This window comes from Rhodovulum bhavnagarense (assembly GCF_004343505.1).
GTDB lineage: Bacteria > Pseudomonadota > Alphaproteobacteria > Rhodobacterales > Rhodobacteraceae > Rhodovulum > Rhodovulum bhavnagarense.
Window position 1 is genome coordinate 232,779 of the sequence record NZ_SLXU01000001.1, and the last position, 15,851, is coordinate 248,629.

Sequence of the window (15,851 nt, forward strand, 5' to 3'; positions counted from 1 at the left end):
CATGTCCTTCTCTGTTACGGGGGAAGTGGCATGCTGAAGCATCGCGGGTTTCCGGGGCGCCTGCCCGGCACCGATTTCCAGTTTACCATCCGCCGCGCGAACAAGGACGGGGCAACCCCCCTGGTTGCGCGAGAGAGATACGCCGACCGCCGCGCGCCTGACCGGCGTGCCGATTCCGCCTTTCTCGCGGCTCTTTGGGAACATTTCGGAGATGAACCTTTCGCGCGCGGCAATCTCGATGCCGGTCGGCTGTCATGGTTTTTCGGTCGCGAGGTCGTTCCCGCCGAGGACCCCTTTGATCCCCAAAGCTATGACGCCTTGCTGCGTATCGACGTGGCCCGCGCACGGGCCAGCTTTCCCGATCTGTTCGAAGGGGAGGATTGGGCGTGATCCTGCTGAGCCAGATCCACAACCGGCGGGAATGTGCCGAAACCTCGGAATCGCGCAGTCGGGGTATTTTGCCGTCCACTGAATGGCGTCATTCTCGCGGCAGGGATCGGGGCGCCCTCCCCGGTATCCCCGCGGTCAAAATCGGCCGCACCCCTTCCCCAACTGCCTGGCTCGCCCCCCGGCGGGTCAGGCCTTTGGCTGCCAGTGCATATTGGCGGGGCGCTGCTGGTCTGCATCTGCCCCGTTCCCCTTTTGCCCGGCGCGCGCTAGACTTCAGTTCCGTGCAAAATGCCATAGGAGGCAGGGTAGAATGGGTTATTTCAAAGCGATCGGAGCAGTATGCGCCCTGGCGCTGCTGGGGGGCTGCATGTCCAATGACGGCGAACGCGCGCTGGCCGGGGCCGCGGCGGGGGCCGTTGTCGCCGATGTCCTGGATGAAAGCGCGCTGGTCGGCGCCGCGGTTGGTGCGGCGGTCGGGGCGACTTGCGACGACATGGGCGTGTGCAACTGATCTGAACCGGCGGGCCTTCGGGCTGGCCGAGCACGAGTATGACAGGGTCACCGGGGCCAAGAACCCCGGTGGCCCTTTGTTTTGTGAGCGCCGGGGCGGCGACGCCCGGGCGAAACGCTGGAAGGGACTGACATGTTCGACAAGATCCTGATCGCCAACCGGGGCGAGATCGCCTGCCGGGTCATCAAGACCGCCCGCAAGATGGGCATCAAGACGGTGGCGGTCTATTCCGACGCCGACCGCCATGCGCTGCACGTCCAGATGGCCGACGAGGCCATTCATATCGGCCCACCCCCGGCGAACCAGTCCTATATCGTGATCGACAAGGTAATGGCCGCGATCAAGGAAAGTGGCGCGCAGGCGGTTCATCCTGGCTATGGCTTCCTGTCGGAAAACAAGCTGTTCGCCGAGGCGCTTGAAAAGGCCGAGGTGGCCTTTATCGGGCCGCCCGCGAATGCGATCGAGGCGATGGGCGACAAGATCACCTCGAAAAAGCTGGCGCAAGAGGCCGGGGTTTCGACCGTGCCGGGCTATATGGGCCTGATCGAGGATGCCGACGAGGCGGTGAAGATTTCCGGGGAAATCGGCTACCCGGTGATGATCAAGGCCTCCGCGGGCGGCGGCGGCAAGGGCATGCGCATCGCCTGGAACGACGACGAGGCGCGCGAGGGCTTTCAGTCGTCCAAGAACGAGGCCGCGAACAGCTTTGGCGACGACCGCATCTTCATCGAGAAATTCGTCACCCAACCGCGCCACATCGAGATCCAGGTGCTGGCCGACAGCCACGGCAACTGCATCTACCTGGGCGAACGCGAATGCTCGATCCAGCGCCGCAACCAGAAGGTCATCGAAGAGGCGCCCAGCCCCTTCCTTGACGAGGCGACGCGCAAGGCGATGGGCGAACAGGCCTGCGCGCTGGCGCGTGCGGTGGGCTATGCGTCCGCCGGTACCGTCGAATTCATCGTGGATGGCCAGCGTAATTTCTATTTCCTGGAAATGAACACCCGGCTGCAGGTGGAACACCCGGTGACCGAACTGATCACCGGCATCGACCTTGTCGAACAGATGATCCGCGTCGCCGCCGGCGAGAAACTGTCGATTACCCAGGACGACGTGAAACTGAACGGCTGGGCGATGGAAAGCCGGCTTTACGCCGAAGACCCCTATCGCAACTTCCTGCCCTCCATCGGGCGGCTGACGCGCTATCGCCCGCCGGCGGAATCGGCGCATGACTCGGCGGTGGTGCGCAACGATACCGGCGTCTACGAGGGCGGCGAGATCAGCATGTATTACGACCCGATGATCGCCAAGCTGTGCACCTGGGCGCCCACCCGCGCGCAGGCCATAGAGGAAATGCGCACCGCGCTGGATGCCTTCGAGGTCGAAGGGATCGGTCACAACCTGCCGTTCCTCAGTGCCGTGATGGATCACCCGCGTTTCTGTTCGGGCGAGATCACCACCGCCTTTATCGCAGAGGAATATCCCGAGGGGTTTGCCGGTGTGACCTTGCCCGCCCCGGAACTGCGCCGCGTGGCCGCGGCTGCGGCCGCGATGTTCCGCGTGGCCGAGATTCGTCGTGCGCGCATCTCGGGGCGGATGGACAATCACGAGCGCACCGTGGGCAAGGATTGGGTCGTGGTCGCGCAAGGCGCGCGTTTCGAGCTGAGCATCGACGCCGATCGGGAGGGCGCGACCGTGAGCTTTGTCGAGGGCGACAGCCTGCGTGTCACCTCGGACTGGACGCCGGGACAGTCGCTCGCACGTCTCGAACTTGACGGCGACCCGCTGGTTCTCAAGGTAGGCAAGGCATCGAACGGATTCCGCATCCGCACCCGCGGGGCGGATATGAAGGTGGCGGTCTATACCCCCCGCCAGGCGGAACTGGCCGCGTTGATGCCCGAGAAACTGCCGCCCGACACCTCGAAACTGCTGCTCTGCCCGATGCCGGGCCTGATCGTGAAGATCGACGTCGAAGAGGGCCAGGAGGTGCAGGAGGGCCAGGCACTATGCACCGTCGAGGCGATGAAGATGGAAAATATCCTGCGCGCCGAGCGCAAGGGAATCGTCACCAAGATCAACGCATGTCCCGGCGACAGCCTTGCCGTGGATGACGTGATCATGGAGTTCGAGTGAGCGATGCGGCCTCTCCAGCACCGCGCCTTGTGCGCGGCTTTCCGGGGCGGCCGGTGCGCGACCGGCAGGTTCAACGCCGGTCGCGTATTTCCTGCTGGCGGAGCGGCATCTTGTCGATCGAGCGGGACAATTCGCGCACATCCCAAGGGAAGGGTTTGCGCAACCTCACATCCCCGTCCTTGCCTATCAGCACCAGCATGAAGCCGCGTGGCCGCAGCCCCGTGCGCAGCGCGCTGGGCGCGGAAGGGTCGGTATCTACGATCACGACGACATCGCGCAGGGCCAGGTCATCGATACGTTCCGTCAGCAATGCCATCTGCTGGCGGTATCTCGGGTCCGCCGGGCTGTCGGCGAAAACCACGACGGGACGGGCCAGCCAGTGGAAATCCTCGATGGCGATATCCTGCGCCTCGAGCACCACCGTGGGATCGGCCTGCCAGCGGGCGAGCGGCGTGGCCTCCTCTGCGGCTTGGGCCCTTGGCGAAATGGCCGCGAGCGCGGCGATGGCGAGTGATGCGAGACGACTGTTCATGACCCCTCCTGACGGGCCTCATATAGGCCACCGGGGGCGGAAAGCGAAGGCTGACCCTGCCTTTGTCGCAGGGCCACGAAAAGAAGGAACGATCCGATGACGGACAAGACAGACCGCTGGGCCGCGATGGCCGGTAAAGAGTTGCGCGGCCGCAGCCTGGACGAGCTGAACTGGGACACGCCAGAGGGCATCGCCGTCAAGCCCCTGTACACCGAGGATGATGTCGAGGGGCTGGCCCATATGGGCAGCCTTCCGGGCGAGGCGCCCTATACCCGTGGTCCAAAGGCCACGATGTATGCCGGCCGCCCCTGGACGATCCGGCAATACGCGGGCTTTTCCACGGCCGAGGAAAGTAATGCCTTTTACCGAAAGGCGCTGGCCGCCGGGCAACAGGGGGTTTCGGTGGCCTTCGACTTGGCCACGCATCGCGGCTATGACAGCGATCATCCGCGCGTCGTGGGCGATGTTGGCAAGGCGGGCGTGGCCATCGACAGCGTCGAGGACATGAAGATCCTCTTTGACGGCATCCCGCTCGACCAGGTCAGCGTCTCGATGACCATGAACGGCGCCGTGATCCCGATCATGGCCAATTTCATCGTCGCGGGCGAGGAACAGGGCGTCGACCGCGCACAATTGTCGGGCACCATTCAGAACGACATCCTCAAAGAGTTCATGGTGCGCAATACTTACATCTACCCGCCTGAACCCTCGATGCGGATCATCTCGGATATCATCGAGTATACCTCGACCGACATGCCGCGCTTCAACTCGATCTCGATCTCGGGCTACCACATGCAGGAGGCCGGCGCGAACCTGGTGCAGGAGCTGGCCTTTACGCTGGCCGACGGCAAGGAATACGTGAAAGCCGCGTTGGATCGCGGGCTGGATGTCGACGCCTTTGCCGGGCGGCTGAGCTTCTTCTTTGCCATCGGCACGAATTTCTTCATGGAAATCGCCAAGCTGCGGGCCGCACGGTTCCTGTGGCACAAGATCATGTCCGAGTTCGGCCCCAAGAACCCCAAGTCGCTGATGCTGCGGACCCATTGCCAGACCTCGGGCGTGTCGTTGCAGGAGCAGGACCCCTACAACAACATCGTGCGAACCGCCTACGAGGCGATGAGCGCGGTTCTCGGCGGCACCCAGTCACTGCATACCAATGCCTTCGACGAGGCGATCGCCCTGCCGACCGAGTTCTCGGCCCGGATCGCGCGCAACACCCAGCTGATCCTGCAAAACGAGACCAAGGTGACCAAGGTCGTCGATCCGCTGGCAGGGTCCTATTACGTCGAGAAGCTGACCGCCGATCTGGCCGATGCTGCGTGGAAGATCATCGCGGAAATCGACGAGATGGGCGGCATGACCAAGGCGGTGGCCTCGGGTATGCCCAAGCTCAGGATCGAGGAGGCCGCCGCGAAATGGCAGGCGCGCGTCGACCGAGGCGAAGAGGTGATCGTGGGGCTCAACAAGTTCCGACTGGATAAAGAGGACGAGATCGACATCCTCGATATCGACAACGTCAAGGTGCGCGAGTCCCAGATTGCCCGCCTGGAAAAGATCCGCGCGACCCGGGACCAGGGTGCCTGCGACAAGGCACTGGCCGATCTGGAAGCGGCCGCGCGCGGCGGCGATGGCAACCTGTTGCGTCTTGCGGTCGAGGCTGCGCGCGCACGCGCCACGGTAGGAGAGATCAGCATGGCGATGGAAAAGGCGTTCGGACGGCACCGGGCCGAGGTCAAGACCCTGTCGGGCGTCTACGGTGCGGCCTACGAGGGTGACGAGGGCTTTGCCGCGATCCAGAAGGCGGTCGAGGATTTCGCCGAGGCCGAGGGGCGCCGCCCGCGGATGCTGGTCGTCAAGATGGGCCAGGACGGCCATGACCGCGGCGCCAAGGTGATCGCCACGGCCTTTGCCGATATCGGTTTTGACGTCGATGTGGGGCAATTGTTCCAGACCCCCGAAGAGGCTGCGCAGGATGCCATTGACAACGATGTGCATGTCGTCGGCATCTCGTCGCTGGCAGCGGGCCACAAGACGCTGGCGCCCAAGCTGATCGAGGCGCTCAAGGACCAGGGCGCCGAGGACATCATCGTGATTTGCGGCGGTGTGATTCCGCAGCAGGATTACGAATTCCTTTACAAGGCGGGGGTCAAGGCGATCTTTGGGCCGGGCACCAACATCCCGACCGCGGCGCAGAACATCCTGCGCCTGATCCGTGAGGCGCGGGGATAACAGGCAGCGTCGGTCACCGCCCTTGCCCGCGCGGCGCGCGGGCACCGGGCGGTGCGCCATGGGTATTGGGGCCAAGAAGAAGGGCCGCGGCGTGCCTGGGCCTTCGGCATGGAGACGGATGAGTGCCGGGGCGGTCTCAGGCGGGATCGAGGTGCAGCACCGCATCGCCCGCCTGCATCGGTCCGCTTGCCCTGTCAAAGCGCAGGTAGGCAAGCGCCCGGCCGTCGGATTGGGTAAACAGGGTGCCGGCCGGTTTGCCCTGTGCCATGATCGCGGTGCCGACCGGGGCGGCACCTTCGATCCTGACGGTCGCCAGGCCCTTTTTCAGGTCGGTCTTGTGTTTCATCCGGGCGGTGACCTCTTGGCCGACATAGCAGCCCTTGTGAAAATCGACGCCGTTGAGCCGTTCGAATCCGGCCTCAAGGATGTAGGTTTCGCCTGGGATCAGTTCGATCCCCGTCTCGGGGATGCCATGGGTCACGCGCAGGCCATCCCAGTCGGTGGTTTCGGGGCCCGCGGCGGCGATGCGGTAAGCGCGCCAGCCCAGTGCCGGCGCGCGCGGGTCGGCGAGGGCATCGGCAGGCGCGGGGCCAAGGCCGCGGATCACGTGCAGGCCGGTTCGTGCGATTTCGACTGCCGAGCGCAGCCTGTACATTGACAGGCGTCGGGCCAGATCCTCGGCCAGGCAGGTTTTCACGTCCAGCAGGAGCGCGTCCGCGATTGCCGTGACGAAGAAATCGGCGATGTATTTTCCCTGCGGTGTCAGCAACGCGGCATAGACCAGCCGTCCGTCGAGGTCGCGCATGTCATTGCTGACCAGCCCTTGCAGGAAATGCACCCGATCCTCGCCGGTGATGCGGAACACGGTGCGGTCGGTGGCGGTTTCGCCCTGCATGTCGCCCTCCATATCGGTTTCGCTGTCGCGGCCCGGCCCTTTTGCAGATCGGGCCACCGCTCAGGTTTCCGAGGCGAATTGCAGCTTGTAAAGCCCTGCGTAAAGTCCGCCCCGGGCAAGCAATGCCTCGTGTGGACCTTCCTCCACGACGCGGCCCTTGTCCATCACCACGATCTTGTTGGCGTTGCGCACGGTTGCCAGCCGGTGCGCGATGACCAGCGTCGTGCGGCCTCTTGCGAGACGGTCCAGCGCCTCTTGCACCGTCTTTTCCGATTGTGCGTCAAGTGCCGAGGTCGCCTCGTCCATCAGCAGGATCGGGGCGTCGCGCAACAGCGCGCGGGCAATCGCGACGCGCTGGCGCTGTCCCCCCGACAGGTTGGAACCACGCGGACCGGCGGGGCTGTCGATGCCATCGGGCAGTGCGCCCAGGAAGTCGCGGACATGAGCGGCGCGCAGCACAGCCTCGAGCCGTGCGGGCGGCACGTCCTGGCCGAGGCAGATGTTTTCGCGGATGGTTTCGTCGAAGAGCGGTGCATCCTGGGTGACGACCGAGAAGAGGTCGCGCAGGTCGTTCAGGTCCAGCCGGTCGATCCGGGTGCCGCCCAAGGTGATTTCGCCGCTTTGCGGGTCCAGAAGACGGGTCAGAAGCCCGAAAACCGTGGTCTTGCCCGCCCCCGACGGGCCGACCAGCGCGGTCACCTCGCCCGCCCGCGCGGTAAGGTCGAGACCTTGCAGAACGGGCTGTTCGCCGTATGAGAACCCGACATTGCGCAACCTGATCTCGGTCGATGCCGGGCCGCGGTGCTGGACGGGGCTGGCCGGGCTGGTGATGCGCGGCGGCATGTCGAACAGCCGATAGAGCCGTTCGAGGCTGGCTGCCGCTGTCTGCCACTGGCCGGAAATGTTGCCGAGCTTGCGCAGGGGCTGGAAGGTCAGCGCCATCGCGGTGAAAAAGCTCATGAACTCGCCTACCGTGCGTTCGCCGGCCAGGATTTCGCGCCCGCCGACCATCAGCACCAGGAAAAAGCCCAGGCCCGTCACGATGTCGATCATTGCCGGGATGGAGGTTGTGATGGCGCGGATCTTGACCTGGGCGATCACGATGGCCTCGACGATCCGTTCGAACCGGGTCATCTGGTAGTCTTCCATCCGGTTCAGCTTGATCGGGATGATCCCGTGGAATATCTCGTCCAGCCGCGTGGTGCGGTCGCTGGATTGCGCGCGCATCGTCGCGGTCTTGCGCCGGACATAGCGCTGGGCGAGCAGGGCTGGCAGGATCAGAAGCGGCACGCCGATCATCGCCATGAACGTCCAACTCGGGGCGACGGACACTGCCACCGCAAAAAGCGCGATAAGCGCGACGCTGTCGCGCCCGGCGCCGGTGATCAGCAGGGTCCAGACCTGTTGCACGGCCAGCGTGTCGCCCTGGACCCGTTCGATCAGGGCGCCCGGGGGATTGTCCTGGAAAAACCGCCCGTCAAGGGCAAGCAAGTGACGCAAAAGGTTGACCTGCATGGCCGAGGAACTGCGCATCGCCACATCGGCAAGGAGTGTCTGGTGCAGGATCGTCGTAATCGCGCGCAAGAAGAACAACCCGAGGATGCCCAGCCCGACCCAGAGAATGAGTGCAGCCTCGCCGCCCACGAAGACCCGGTCGAAAAGGGGTTCGAGCATCCAGCTAAGAAAGCCCAGCGTGCTACCCTCGATGGTCAGCAAGAGAAAGGCAATGGCGATCTTGCCGATATGCTGGCGCAGGTAGTCGCGCCAAAGCCGTGCGAACAGCCGCGACGAGCGGTAATCGCCCGCGATATCCTCGGGTCTGCGTGGAAAGGGGGCGCGGTCGGGGATGATGCTGGGATCGGTCAAGAGCTGGGCCGGGTTCGGGACGCGCCATCGGGGACGCCTGAACCCGATAGCCCGAAAGCCGCGCCCGGCGCAAGTATTCGGCCAGCCGGGCCGATTGACGGGCCAGTCGGGCGGGCCTAACAGGTTGGTGTCTCGCCCATCCCCGGAGAACGACATGCCCCTGAGCCACGGCCGCCCCTACCTTGCCATTCCCGGCCCCTCGGTAATACCCGACCGGGTTTTGCAAGCCATGCATCGCCCCGCCCCCGAAATCCATGGCGGCGCGATGGTGCAGTTGCTGGAAAGCCTTCTGCCCGATCTGCGGGCGGTGGCGCGGACCCGGCACAAGGTGGCGATGTATATCTCGAACGGACATGGCGCTTGGGAGGCGGGTTTGGTCAACGTTCTGGCACGCGGCGACAAGGTGCTGGCGCTTGCCACGGGGCGGTTCGGTCATGGCTGGGCCGAACTGGCCGCAGGTCTGGGCGCCGATGTCGAGGTAATGGATTTCGGCAATCGCGCCCCGGTCGACATGGATCGCGTCGCCGCCAGGCTGGCCGAGGATCGCGCCCATCATATTCGCGCCATCATGGCCGTTCATGTCGATACCGCCACCAGCGTCAAGAACGATATCGCGGGTTTGCGCACGGTCCTGGATGCGGCCGGTCACCCGGCCCTTTTGATGGTCGATTGCATCGCCTCGCTGGCTTGCGACCGGTTCGAAATGGATGGCTGGGGCGTCGATGTCATGGTCGCGGCCTGTCAGAAGGGTCTGATGGTGCCACCCGGTCTGGGCTTTGTTTTTTTCAATGACAAGGCAGAGGCTGCGCGCGCCCGCGCCGACATGGCAACGCCCTATTGGGACTGGCGGATGCGCGCCGATCCCGAGGAATTCTACCAGTATTTCTGGGGCACTGCGCCGACACATCACCTTTATGGGCTGCGCGCGGCTCTCGACATGCTGGTACACGATGAGGGAATCGAGGCCGCCTGGGCGCGGCACGAACGGCTTGCCCGTGCCGTCTGGGCGGCGATCGGGGCCTGGGGGGCGGGCGGCCCGATGCAGGCCAATATCGCCGCGCCCGCGCAGCGCAGCCATGCAGTGACCGCGGTTCAGCTTGGCGCGCCCGCCGGGACCGCCCTGCGCGACTGGCTCAGCGGGACGGCGGGTGTGACGCTGGGGATCGGGCTTGGGATGGCTGCCAGGGACGATCCAGCCTGGCACGGCTATTTCCGCATCGCCCATATGGGCCATGTCAATGCGCATATGGTGCTGGGCGCCCTCGGCAGTATCGAGGCGGGCCTGGTGGCACTCGACATCCCCCATGGCAAGGGTGCGCTCGAGGCTGCGGCGGCCGTGGTTGCGGGCGGCTGAGGCGTTTTGCAACTGCAAGGGCCGCACCCTCTGGATGCGGCCCTGAACGCAGTCGGTCGGCGGGGAGTATCAGGCCTTGTCGACCAGGTCGCGGCACCAGGTTTCCATTTCCCTGGTGGCCACTTCCATCGGCGGTTCCATGAACGAGATATGGAAGCGATCGCCCAGGTCGGCCACCCCGATAGAACGCGGGCGCACGGCCAGGACATGGGCATTGGGCAGGGCCACGCCAAAACAGAACACGATATTGCGCGCGTCCTTGATATCCTCGGCGATGGTGCCGTCGATGCTCTTGGTGTGGCTGTAATGGTCGAATGTGGCGATGTAGGCCACCTTGGGATGGGCGTCGATCCGCGCCTTCAGGCGATCGAGGATGTCGTCCACGCTGGTGCAGGTGGTTTCAGACTTGTCCAGGTCCAGGTCGAAGACCGGGTATTTCTCCATCAGAAGGGTCTGTCTCATGTCATGTCCTGACTTTTGGTGGGTCGACAGGCGGGCTTGGCCACCCTCGGGCCATTACTTGCATCTTTTAGTCAGGTTTTGCGATGGGGGATCGGCCTCCATCACGGGGATGTGAGGGCGTTTCCACCGCCCGCTTCGACCGGGCCGGCACCTGCCAAAAGATCCCCCGCTCGCGGAAACAGGCGCGCGGGTCCGACATCACGCGTGCCTCATCCGCGTGCCGCGGCCAGAGCCTTGGGCAGTTCCTCTTCGAGAACGTCGAGCTGGTCCTCGGGGCCTGCCGAAACGCGAATGCAGCGGTCGAGCGTTGCCACCCCCGGCATCCGCACGAACACGTCCAACTCTGCCAATTCGCGCAATACACGGCGGGCGAATTCGCCATCTGCGTGGCAATCCACAGCCACGAAATTGGTGGCCGATGGCAGCGCGCTCAGCGCGTTGTCAGAGGCGATGCGCGCGATCCGGGCGCGGGCATCTGCGACCTGCGCGCAGACTTCGGCCAGCCAGGCCTTGTCCTGCAACGAGGCAAGCGCACCGGCCTGGCTGATCCGGCACATGCCGAAATGATTACGCACCTTGTCGAAGGCCGCGATCAGCGGCGGCGCCCCGATCGCATAGCCCACCCGCGCGCCGGCCAGCCCGTGCGCCTTGGAAAAGGTGCGAAAGCGGATCACGCGCGGATCGTCAGCGTCGATCGGGGGCGCGGTGCCCTCGGGGGCGAACTCGATATAGGCCTCGTCCAGGATCATCAGCGTGCCCTCGGGGACCGCCTCGATCATTGCCCGGATCTTCTCGGCGCCGTGCCAACTTCCCATCGGGTTGTCGGGATTGGCCAGGTAGACAAGCTTTGCCCCCACCTCGGCCGCCTTGTCCAGCAGGGCCTGTCCATCCTCGTGATCGCCTGCGTAAGGAACCTTGTGCAGCACGCCCCCAAAGCCCGTGACATGGTAGTTGAAGGTCGGATAGGCACCCGCCGAGGTCACCACGGGGTCGCCCGGCGCCACCACCATGCGCACGAGATAGCCCAAAAGGCCGTCGATCCCTTCGCCCACCATGATGTTTTCCGGCGTCACGCCCAGATCGGCGGCGAGCGCCGCACGCAAATCGTGGTTCTGGGCATCGCCATATTTCCAGACCTCCCGGGCGGCCCGCGTCATCGCTGCCAGCGCCAGGGGCGAGGGTCCGAACAGGCTTTCATTCGCGCCCAGGCGCGCGCGAAACGGCCGGCCGCGGGTGCGTTCCTGTGTTTCAGGGCCGACAAAGGGCACGGTGGCGGGCAAGCTGGCGACAAGCGGGGTATAGCGAGGTCCGGTCATGGATCAGAGATGACCTCGAATCGTGCCGCTCCGCAAGGCCGCGTCTTGCGGTCGGGCAGGTCTTGCGGTCGGGCAGGGGCCTGCCTACCCTTGCGCGCAACACCGCAAAGGAGTCCGACATGACAGCACCAGCCTATCTCGATACGCCCTCGGGCCGCAGGCTGGCCTATCACCGCTTGCCGGGCAAGGGGCCGGGCGTGGTGTTCCTGGGCGGGTTCATGTCCGACATGGAGGGCACCAAGGCCCGGCACCTCGAAACCTGGGCTCGCGGCTGCGGCCGTTCCTTCCTGCGCTTTGACTATTCCGGGCATGGCCAAAGTTCGGGCGCGTTTGCCGACGGGTGCATCGGTGACTGGGCGCAGGATGCCGGGGCCGCGCTGAGCGCGCTGACCGAGGGGCCGCAAGTCTTGGTGGGGTCATCCATGGGGGGCTGGATCGCGCTCTTGCTGGCGCGCGCGCTGCCCGAGCGGGTGGTTGGCATGGTGGGCATCGCCGCCGCCCCCGATTTCACAGAGGACAGCATGTGGGCGGGCTTCGCGCGGGATCAGCGCGCCGCGCTTATGGCCGACGGCCGGATCGAGATACCCTCGGGCTATGCCGACAGCCCCTACACGATTACCCGTCGCCTGATCGAGGAGGGCCGCGAAAATCTCGTGCTGCGCGATCCCTTGCGGCTGCCTTTCCCGGTTCGGTTGTTGCAGGGCACGGCAGACGAGGATGTCGAGATGACCACCGCCCTGCGCCTGCTGGCGCATATCGACTGCGCGGATGCGCGGCTGACCTTGGTCAAGGGCGCCGATCACCGGTTTTCCGAGCCTGCCGACCTGGCCCTGGTCGAGCAGGCGATCACGGAGATCCTGCCAGACTGAGACCGGTCCGCCTTCTTCTTCTTGGTGCAAATACCCATGCGCCGCAGGCGCGCCGCGCCTTGGCGCGGCCTCCCGCTCAGACCGGCTTGAACTGCGCCCGTCGTTCTTCGGGGGCGGCGGAATTGCCATCGATGAAGTCCAGCACCAGCGGACGGATGTTGTTGCGCCAGCTCTTGCCCGCGAAGATGCCGTAATGGCCTGCGCCGGGCTCCAGGTGGCTGGCTTTCTTGTCATCGGGCAGCCCGGTGCAAAGCTCCAGCGCCGCGATGCACTGGCCCGGCGCCGAAATGTCGTCATTGGCCCCCTCGACGGTCTTGACCGCCACGTCGGTGATCGCGCCGATATCGACGCGTCGACCCGCCACGGTGAAAGCGTTCCTCGCGATTTCGCGCCGCTTGAAGATGCGTTCGACGGTTGACAGGTAGAATTCTGCCGGCATGTCCATCACGGCGAGGTACTCGTCATAAAAGCGGTTATGCTTGTCGTGATCGCCCGCCTCGCCCTTGGCCACCTTCAGGATCTGTTCCGAGAAGGCGCGCGAATGGCGGTCGCTGTTCATCGACATGAACGAAGCAAGCTGAAGCAGGCCGGGATATACCAGCCGCCCGGCGCCGGCGTATTTGAAACCGACGCGCTGGATCGCAAGCTGTTCGAGCTGTCCCATCGTGATGCGGCGGCCGAAATCGGTCACATCCGTAGCGGCGGCGTCGGGATCGATCGGGCCCCCGATCAGCGTCAGCGAACGTGGCTGGGCCGCCGGTTCCTCGCCCGCCAGGTAGGCGGTGGCCGCCAGCGTCAGGGGCGCGGGCTGGCAAACCGCGATCACATGGGTGTCAGGGCCGAGATGTTTCATGAAATCGACAAGGTAAAGCGTGTAATCCTCGACATCGAACTTGCCCATCGAGACGGGAATATCGCGCGCATTATGCCAGTCGGTGACGAAGACTTCACAATCGGGCAAGAGGCTGGCCACCGTGGATCGCAGCAAGGTCGCGTAATGTCCCGACATCGGGGCGACCAGCAAGACGCGGCGGGGTTTTTGCGGGCGGCCATGCACCTGGAACTGGATGAGATCGCCAAAGGGGCGTGTTACTCTTTTTTCCACCGACACGATATGATCACGACCGTCTTCGCCAACGACGGTATTGATGTTCCAGTCGGGCTTGGCCACCATGCGGGCAAAGGTGCGCTCGGCGACCTCGCCCCATGCGGCAACCATCTTGAACAGCGGGTTCGGCCACAGGCTGAGCGCGGGATAAGACCCAAGGGCCAGCGCCGAGGCACCCAGCCACTGGTTGGTGTTACGCGCCGTTTCCATCAGGTCGTAGGTCGCCATGTATTTCATTCGCCACTCCTTTTCCGATAGTGTATCGGAGACGCGAGACAGCGATGGCCGGGGAGGCGGCCTTGCTGCGCCTGCAAAGGTAGGGGGGAACGCACGCCGTGACAACAGATGATCCTTCGGCCGGGACAGAACTGCCCGGCGCGAACCTCGAGCGGATGAACGCCAATCTGGCAAGGGTCGAGGAATTGACCGAGAGGCTGGTTTCGGCCGTTTCGCGAAAGCGGCGTATCGATCCCAACCTCCAGGGGCCTGGGCATGAACTCTACATGAAGGCTGCGGCGGCCTATGTCAGCGAGGTTTTACACAACCCTTCCAAGCTGATCGAGCACCAGGTCGCGTACTGGGGCAAGGCGCTGAAACATTACGTCGAGGCTCAGCAGGCGCTGGCGCGGGGCACGTTGCAGGCCCCGCCGGACGAAACCCCCCATGATGCGCGCTTTTCCAACCCGTTGTGGAAGACCCATCCCTATTTCAACTTCGTCAAGCAGCAATACCTGATGAACGCCGAGGCCATCGGCCGCGCGGTCGATGACATAGAGGGGTTGGACCCCGTTGATGCCAAGCGCCTGAAATACTTTACGCGGCAGATCGTCGACCTGTTTTCCCCTTCGAATTTTCTCGGCACCAACCCCGAGGCCTTGGCCCGCGCGGTCGAGACCGAGGGCCAGTCGCTGGTCGACGGGTTGGAAAACCTTGTGCGCGACATCGAGGCCAACGAGGGCGAGGTCCTTGTGTCGCTGGCCGATAAGAATGCCTTCCAGGTGGGCGCCAATCTCGGGACGGCGCCGGGCAAGGTGGTCTTTCGCAATCGCCTGATGGAGCTGATCCAGTATACGCCCGACACGGACGAGGTTCATGCCACGCCGCTGATCATCTTTCCCCCGTGGATCAACAAGTTCTACGTGCTTGACCTGACACCGCAGAAATCGATGATCCGGTGGCTGGTGGGGCAGGGCTACACGGTTTTTGTCGTCTCCTGGGTAAACCCGGATGCCTCTTATGCCGAGGTCGGGCTGGACGATTATGTCCAGGAGGGCTATCTGGCCGCGATCGGCGAGGCCAAGGCATTGACCGGCGAAGACAAGGTCAACGTCGCGGGCTATTGCATCGCGGGTACCACGCTGGCGCTGACGCTTGCCTTGATGCGCAAGCGCGGCGATAATTCCGTGCGTTCTGCCACGTTCTTTACGACGCTTACGGATTTTTCCGACCAAGGCGAGGTGGGGGTCTTTCTGGACGACGATTTCGTTGACGGGATCGAAAGGGAAGTGACCGAGAAGGGCTATCTTGACAGTTTCTTCATGTCGCGCACCTTTTCCTACTTGCGATCCAACGATTTGATTTATCGCCCGGCGATCCGTAGCTACATGATGGGCGAGGCGCCCCCCGCCTTTGATCTGCTGTTCTGGAACAGTGATTCGACCAACCTGCCCGCAAAGATGGTGATCGAGTACCTGCGCGGGCTGTGTCAGCAGGACCGGTTTGCCCGTGACGGTTTTGAAATCTGTGGCGAAAGCGTCAGGCTTTCGGATGTTCGGGTGCCGGTCTGTGCCGTGGCCTGCGAAACCGATCACATCGCGGCCTGGGCGTCCTCTTACGAGGGTGTGCGACAGATGGGGGCACGTTCTCGATTGTTCATCCTGTCGCAATCGGGCCATATCGCGGGCATCGTGAACCCGCCCGGGCGCAGGAAATACGGCCATTATGTCAGTGATGCCCCGATGGCGGGGCTTGACGCCGAGGACTGGCGCGCCACCACCACGTTTCACGAAGGGTCGTGGTGGCCACGATGGGATGACTGGTTGAAACGCCGCTCGGGTCGCAAGGTTCCAGCGCGTGATCCGGGCAAGGGGCTTTGCGATGCGCCCGGTATCTACGTGACAGGCGAAAAAGATATTTGAATGTCGACTTTTGCGAGAAAAATGCTGCGGTGCAGCAATAAATCTTGA

The 15,851-nt window shown here is 64.3% G+C and carries 13 protein-coding genes; 7 read left to right on the forward strand and 6 right to left on the reverse strand.

From position 1 onward, the window contains the following. Nucleotides 1-30 precede the first annotated feature (30 nt). From EV663_RS01185 to EV663_RS01195, 3 genes are all read left to right on the forward strand, one after another. Entirely contained in the window at nt 31-390 is a 360-nt protein-coding gene (locus EV663_RS01185; RefSeq protein WP_132949934.1) for a hypothetical protein, read from the forward strand. A gap of 310 nt (nt 391-700) precedes the next feature. After that, entirely contained in the window at nt 701-901 is a 201-nt protein-coding gene (locus EV663_RS01190) for a hypothetical protein (RefSeq protein ID WP_132949935.1), read from the forward strand. A 132-nt stretch (nt 902-1,033) separates the two neighbouring features. Next, a complete protein-coding gene (locus EV663_RS01195) occupies nt 1,034-3,034 on the forward strand; it encodes an acetyl-CoA carboxylase biotin carboxylase subunit (RefSeq protein WP_132949936.1) in 2,001 nt (666 codons plus the stop codon). Between the two features lie 70 nt (nt 3,035-3,104). Here EV663_RS01195 and EV663_RS01200 read toward each other — a convergent pair whose 3' ends face one another. Continuing rightward, complete coding sequence (locus EV663_RS01200) at nt 3,105-3,566, reverse strand: DUF4174 domain-containing protein (RefSeq protein ID WP_132949937.1); 462 nt, start codon at nt 3,564-3,566, stop codon at nt 3,105-3,107. Nucleotides 3,567-3,662: 96 nt separating this feature from the next. Between EV663_RS01200 and scpA the strand changes: the two genes are divergently transcribed. Next, on the forward strand, nt 3,663-5,795 hold the full coding sequence (gene scpA / locus EV663_RS01205; RefSeq protein ID WP_132949938.1) for a methylmalonyl-CoA mutase: 2,133 nt from the start codon (nt 3,663-3,665) through the stop codon (nt 5,793-5,795). Nucleotides 5,796-5,931: 136 nt separating this feature from the next. Here the strand turns inward: scpA and ygfZ are convergent, their stop codons facing one another. Continuing rightward, complete coding sequence (gene ygfZ / locus EV663_RS01210) at nt 5,932-6,690, reverse strand: CAF17-like 4Fe-4S cluster assembly/insertion protein YgfZ (RefSeq protein WP_132950395.1); 759 nt, start codon at nt 6,688-6,690, stop codon at nt 5,932-5,934. 60 nt (nt 6,691-6,750) lie between these two features. Further along, entirely contained in the window at nt 6,751-8,556 is a 1,806-nt protein-coding gene (locus tag EV663_RS01215; protein ID WP_425057099.1) for an ABC transporter ATP-binding protein, read from the reverse strand. 154 nt (nt 8,557-8,710) lie between these two features. On the opposite strand from EV663_RS01215, the gene EV663_RS01220 reads away from it, so the two are divergent. Then, on the forward strand, nt 8,711-9,910 hold the full coding sequence (locus EV663_RS01220; RefSeq protein WP_132949940.1) for a pyridoxal-phosphate-dependent aminotransferase family protein: 1,200 nt from the start codon (nt 8,711-8,713) through the stop codon (nt 9,908-9,910). Between the two features lie 69 nt (nt 9,911-9,979). On the opposite strand, the gene EV663_RS01225 is transcribed toward EV663_RS01220, so the two are convergent. Together EV663_RS01225 and EV663_RS01230 are read right to left on the reverse strand one after the other, a co-directional pair. Continuing rightward, nucleotides 9,980-10,372 (reverse strand): DUF6858 family protein, encoded by a 393-nt coding sequence (locus EV663_RS01225; RefSeq protein WP_132949941.1) that lies wholly within the window; start codon nt 10,370-10,372, stop codon nt 9,980-9,982. 209 nt (nt 10,373-10,581) lie between these two features. Then, the gene (locus EV663_RS01230; protein ID WP_132949942.1) at nt 10,582-11,688 is read right to left on the reverse strand and encodes a pyridoxal phosphate-dependent aminotransferase; all 1,107 of its coding nucleotides are present in this window, start codon (nt 11,686-11,688) and stop codon (nt 10,582-10,584) included. Nucleotides 11,689-11,807: 119 nt separating this feature from the next. Here EV663_RS01230 and EV663_RS01235 point away from each other — a divergent pair, with 119 nt between their 5' ends. Next, nucleotides 11,808-12,557: an alpha/beta hydrolase gene (locus EV663_RS01235; RefSeq protein WP_132949943.1), complete on the forward strand. Its 750-nt coding sequence runs from the start codon at nt 11,808-11,810 to the stop codon at nt 12,555-12,557. Between the two features lie 76 nt (nt 12,558-12,633). Here EV663_RS01235 and phaZ read toward each other — a convergent pair whose 3' ends face one another. Next, nucleotides 12,634-13,902 carry a polyhydroxyalkanoate depolymerase gene (gene phaZ / locus EV663_RS01240; RefSeq protein WP_132949944.1) on the reverse strand — a complete coding sequence of 423 codons (1,269 nt, stop codon included), beginning with the start codon at nt 13,900-13,902 and terminating at the stop codon, nt 12,634-12,636. Nucleotides 13,903-14,000: 98 nt separating this feature from the next. On the opposite strand from phaZ, the gene EV663_RS01245 reads away from it, so the two are divergent. Continuing rightward, nucleotides 14,001-15,803 carry a PHA/PHB synthase family protein gene (locus EV663_RS01245; RefSeq protein WP_425057100.1) on the forward strand — a complete coding sequence of 601 codons (1,803 nt, stop codon included), beginning with the start codon at nt 14,001-14,003 and terminating at the stop codon, nt 15,801-15,803. Nucleotides 15,804-15,851 lie beyond the last annotated feature (48 nt).

What these genes read in the sequence shown, in the direction of transcription:
- EV663_RS01185 (WP_132949934.1), top strand. Translation starts at nt 31, where the DNA reads ATGCTGAAGCATCGCGGGTTTCCGGGGCGCCTGCCCGGCACCGATTTC.
- EV663_RS01190 (WP_132949935.1), top strand. Translation starts at nt 701, where the DNA reads ATGGGTTATTTCAAAGCGATCGGAGCAGTATGCGCCCTGGCGCTGCTG.
- EV663_RS01195 (WP_132949936.1), top strand. Translation starts at nt 1,034, where the DNA reads ATGTTCGACAAGATCCTGATCGCCAACCGGGGCGAGATCGCCTGCCGG.
- EV663_RS01200 (WP_132949937.1), bottom strand. Translation starts at nt 3,566, where the DNA reads ATGAACAGTCGTCTCGCATCACTCGCCATCGCCGCGCTCGCGGCCATT.
- scpA (WP_132949938.1), top strand. Translation starts at nt 3,663, where the DNA reads ATGACGGACAAGACAGACCGCTGGGCCGCGATGGCCGGTAAAGAGTTG.
- ygfZ (WP_132950395.1), bottom strand. Translation starts at nt 6,690, where the DNA reads ATGCAGGGCGAAACCGCCACCGACCGCACCGTGTTCCGCATCACCGGC.
- EV663_RS01220 (WP_132949940.1), top strand. Translation starts at nt 8,711, where the DNA reads ATGCCCCTGAGCCACGGCCGCCCCTACCTTGCCATTCCCGGCCCCTCG.
- EV663_RS01225 (WP_132949941.1), bottom strand. Translation starts at nt 10,372, where the DNA reads ATGAGACAGACCCTTCTGATGGAGAAATACCCGGTCTTCGACCTGGAC.
- EV663_RS01230 (WP_132949942.1), bottom strand. Translation starts at nt 11,688, where the DNA reads ATGACCGGACCTCGCTATACCCCGCTTGTCGCCAGCTTGCCCGCCACC.
- EV663_RS01235 (WP_132949943.1), top strand. Translation starts at nt 11,808, where the DNA reads ATGACAGCACCAGCCTATCTCGATACGCCCTCGGGCCGCAGGCTGGCC.
- phaZ (WP_132949944.1), bottom strand. Translation starts at nt 13,902, where the DNA reads ATGAAATACATGGCGACCTACGACCTGATGGAAACGGCGCGTAACACC.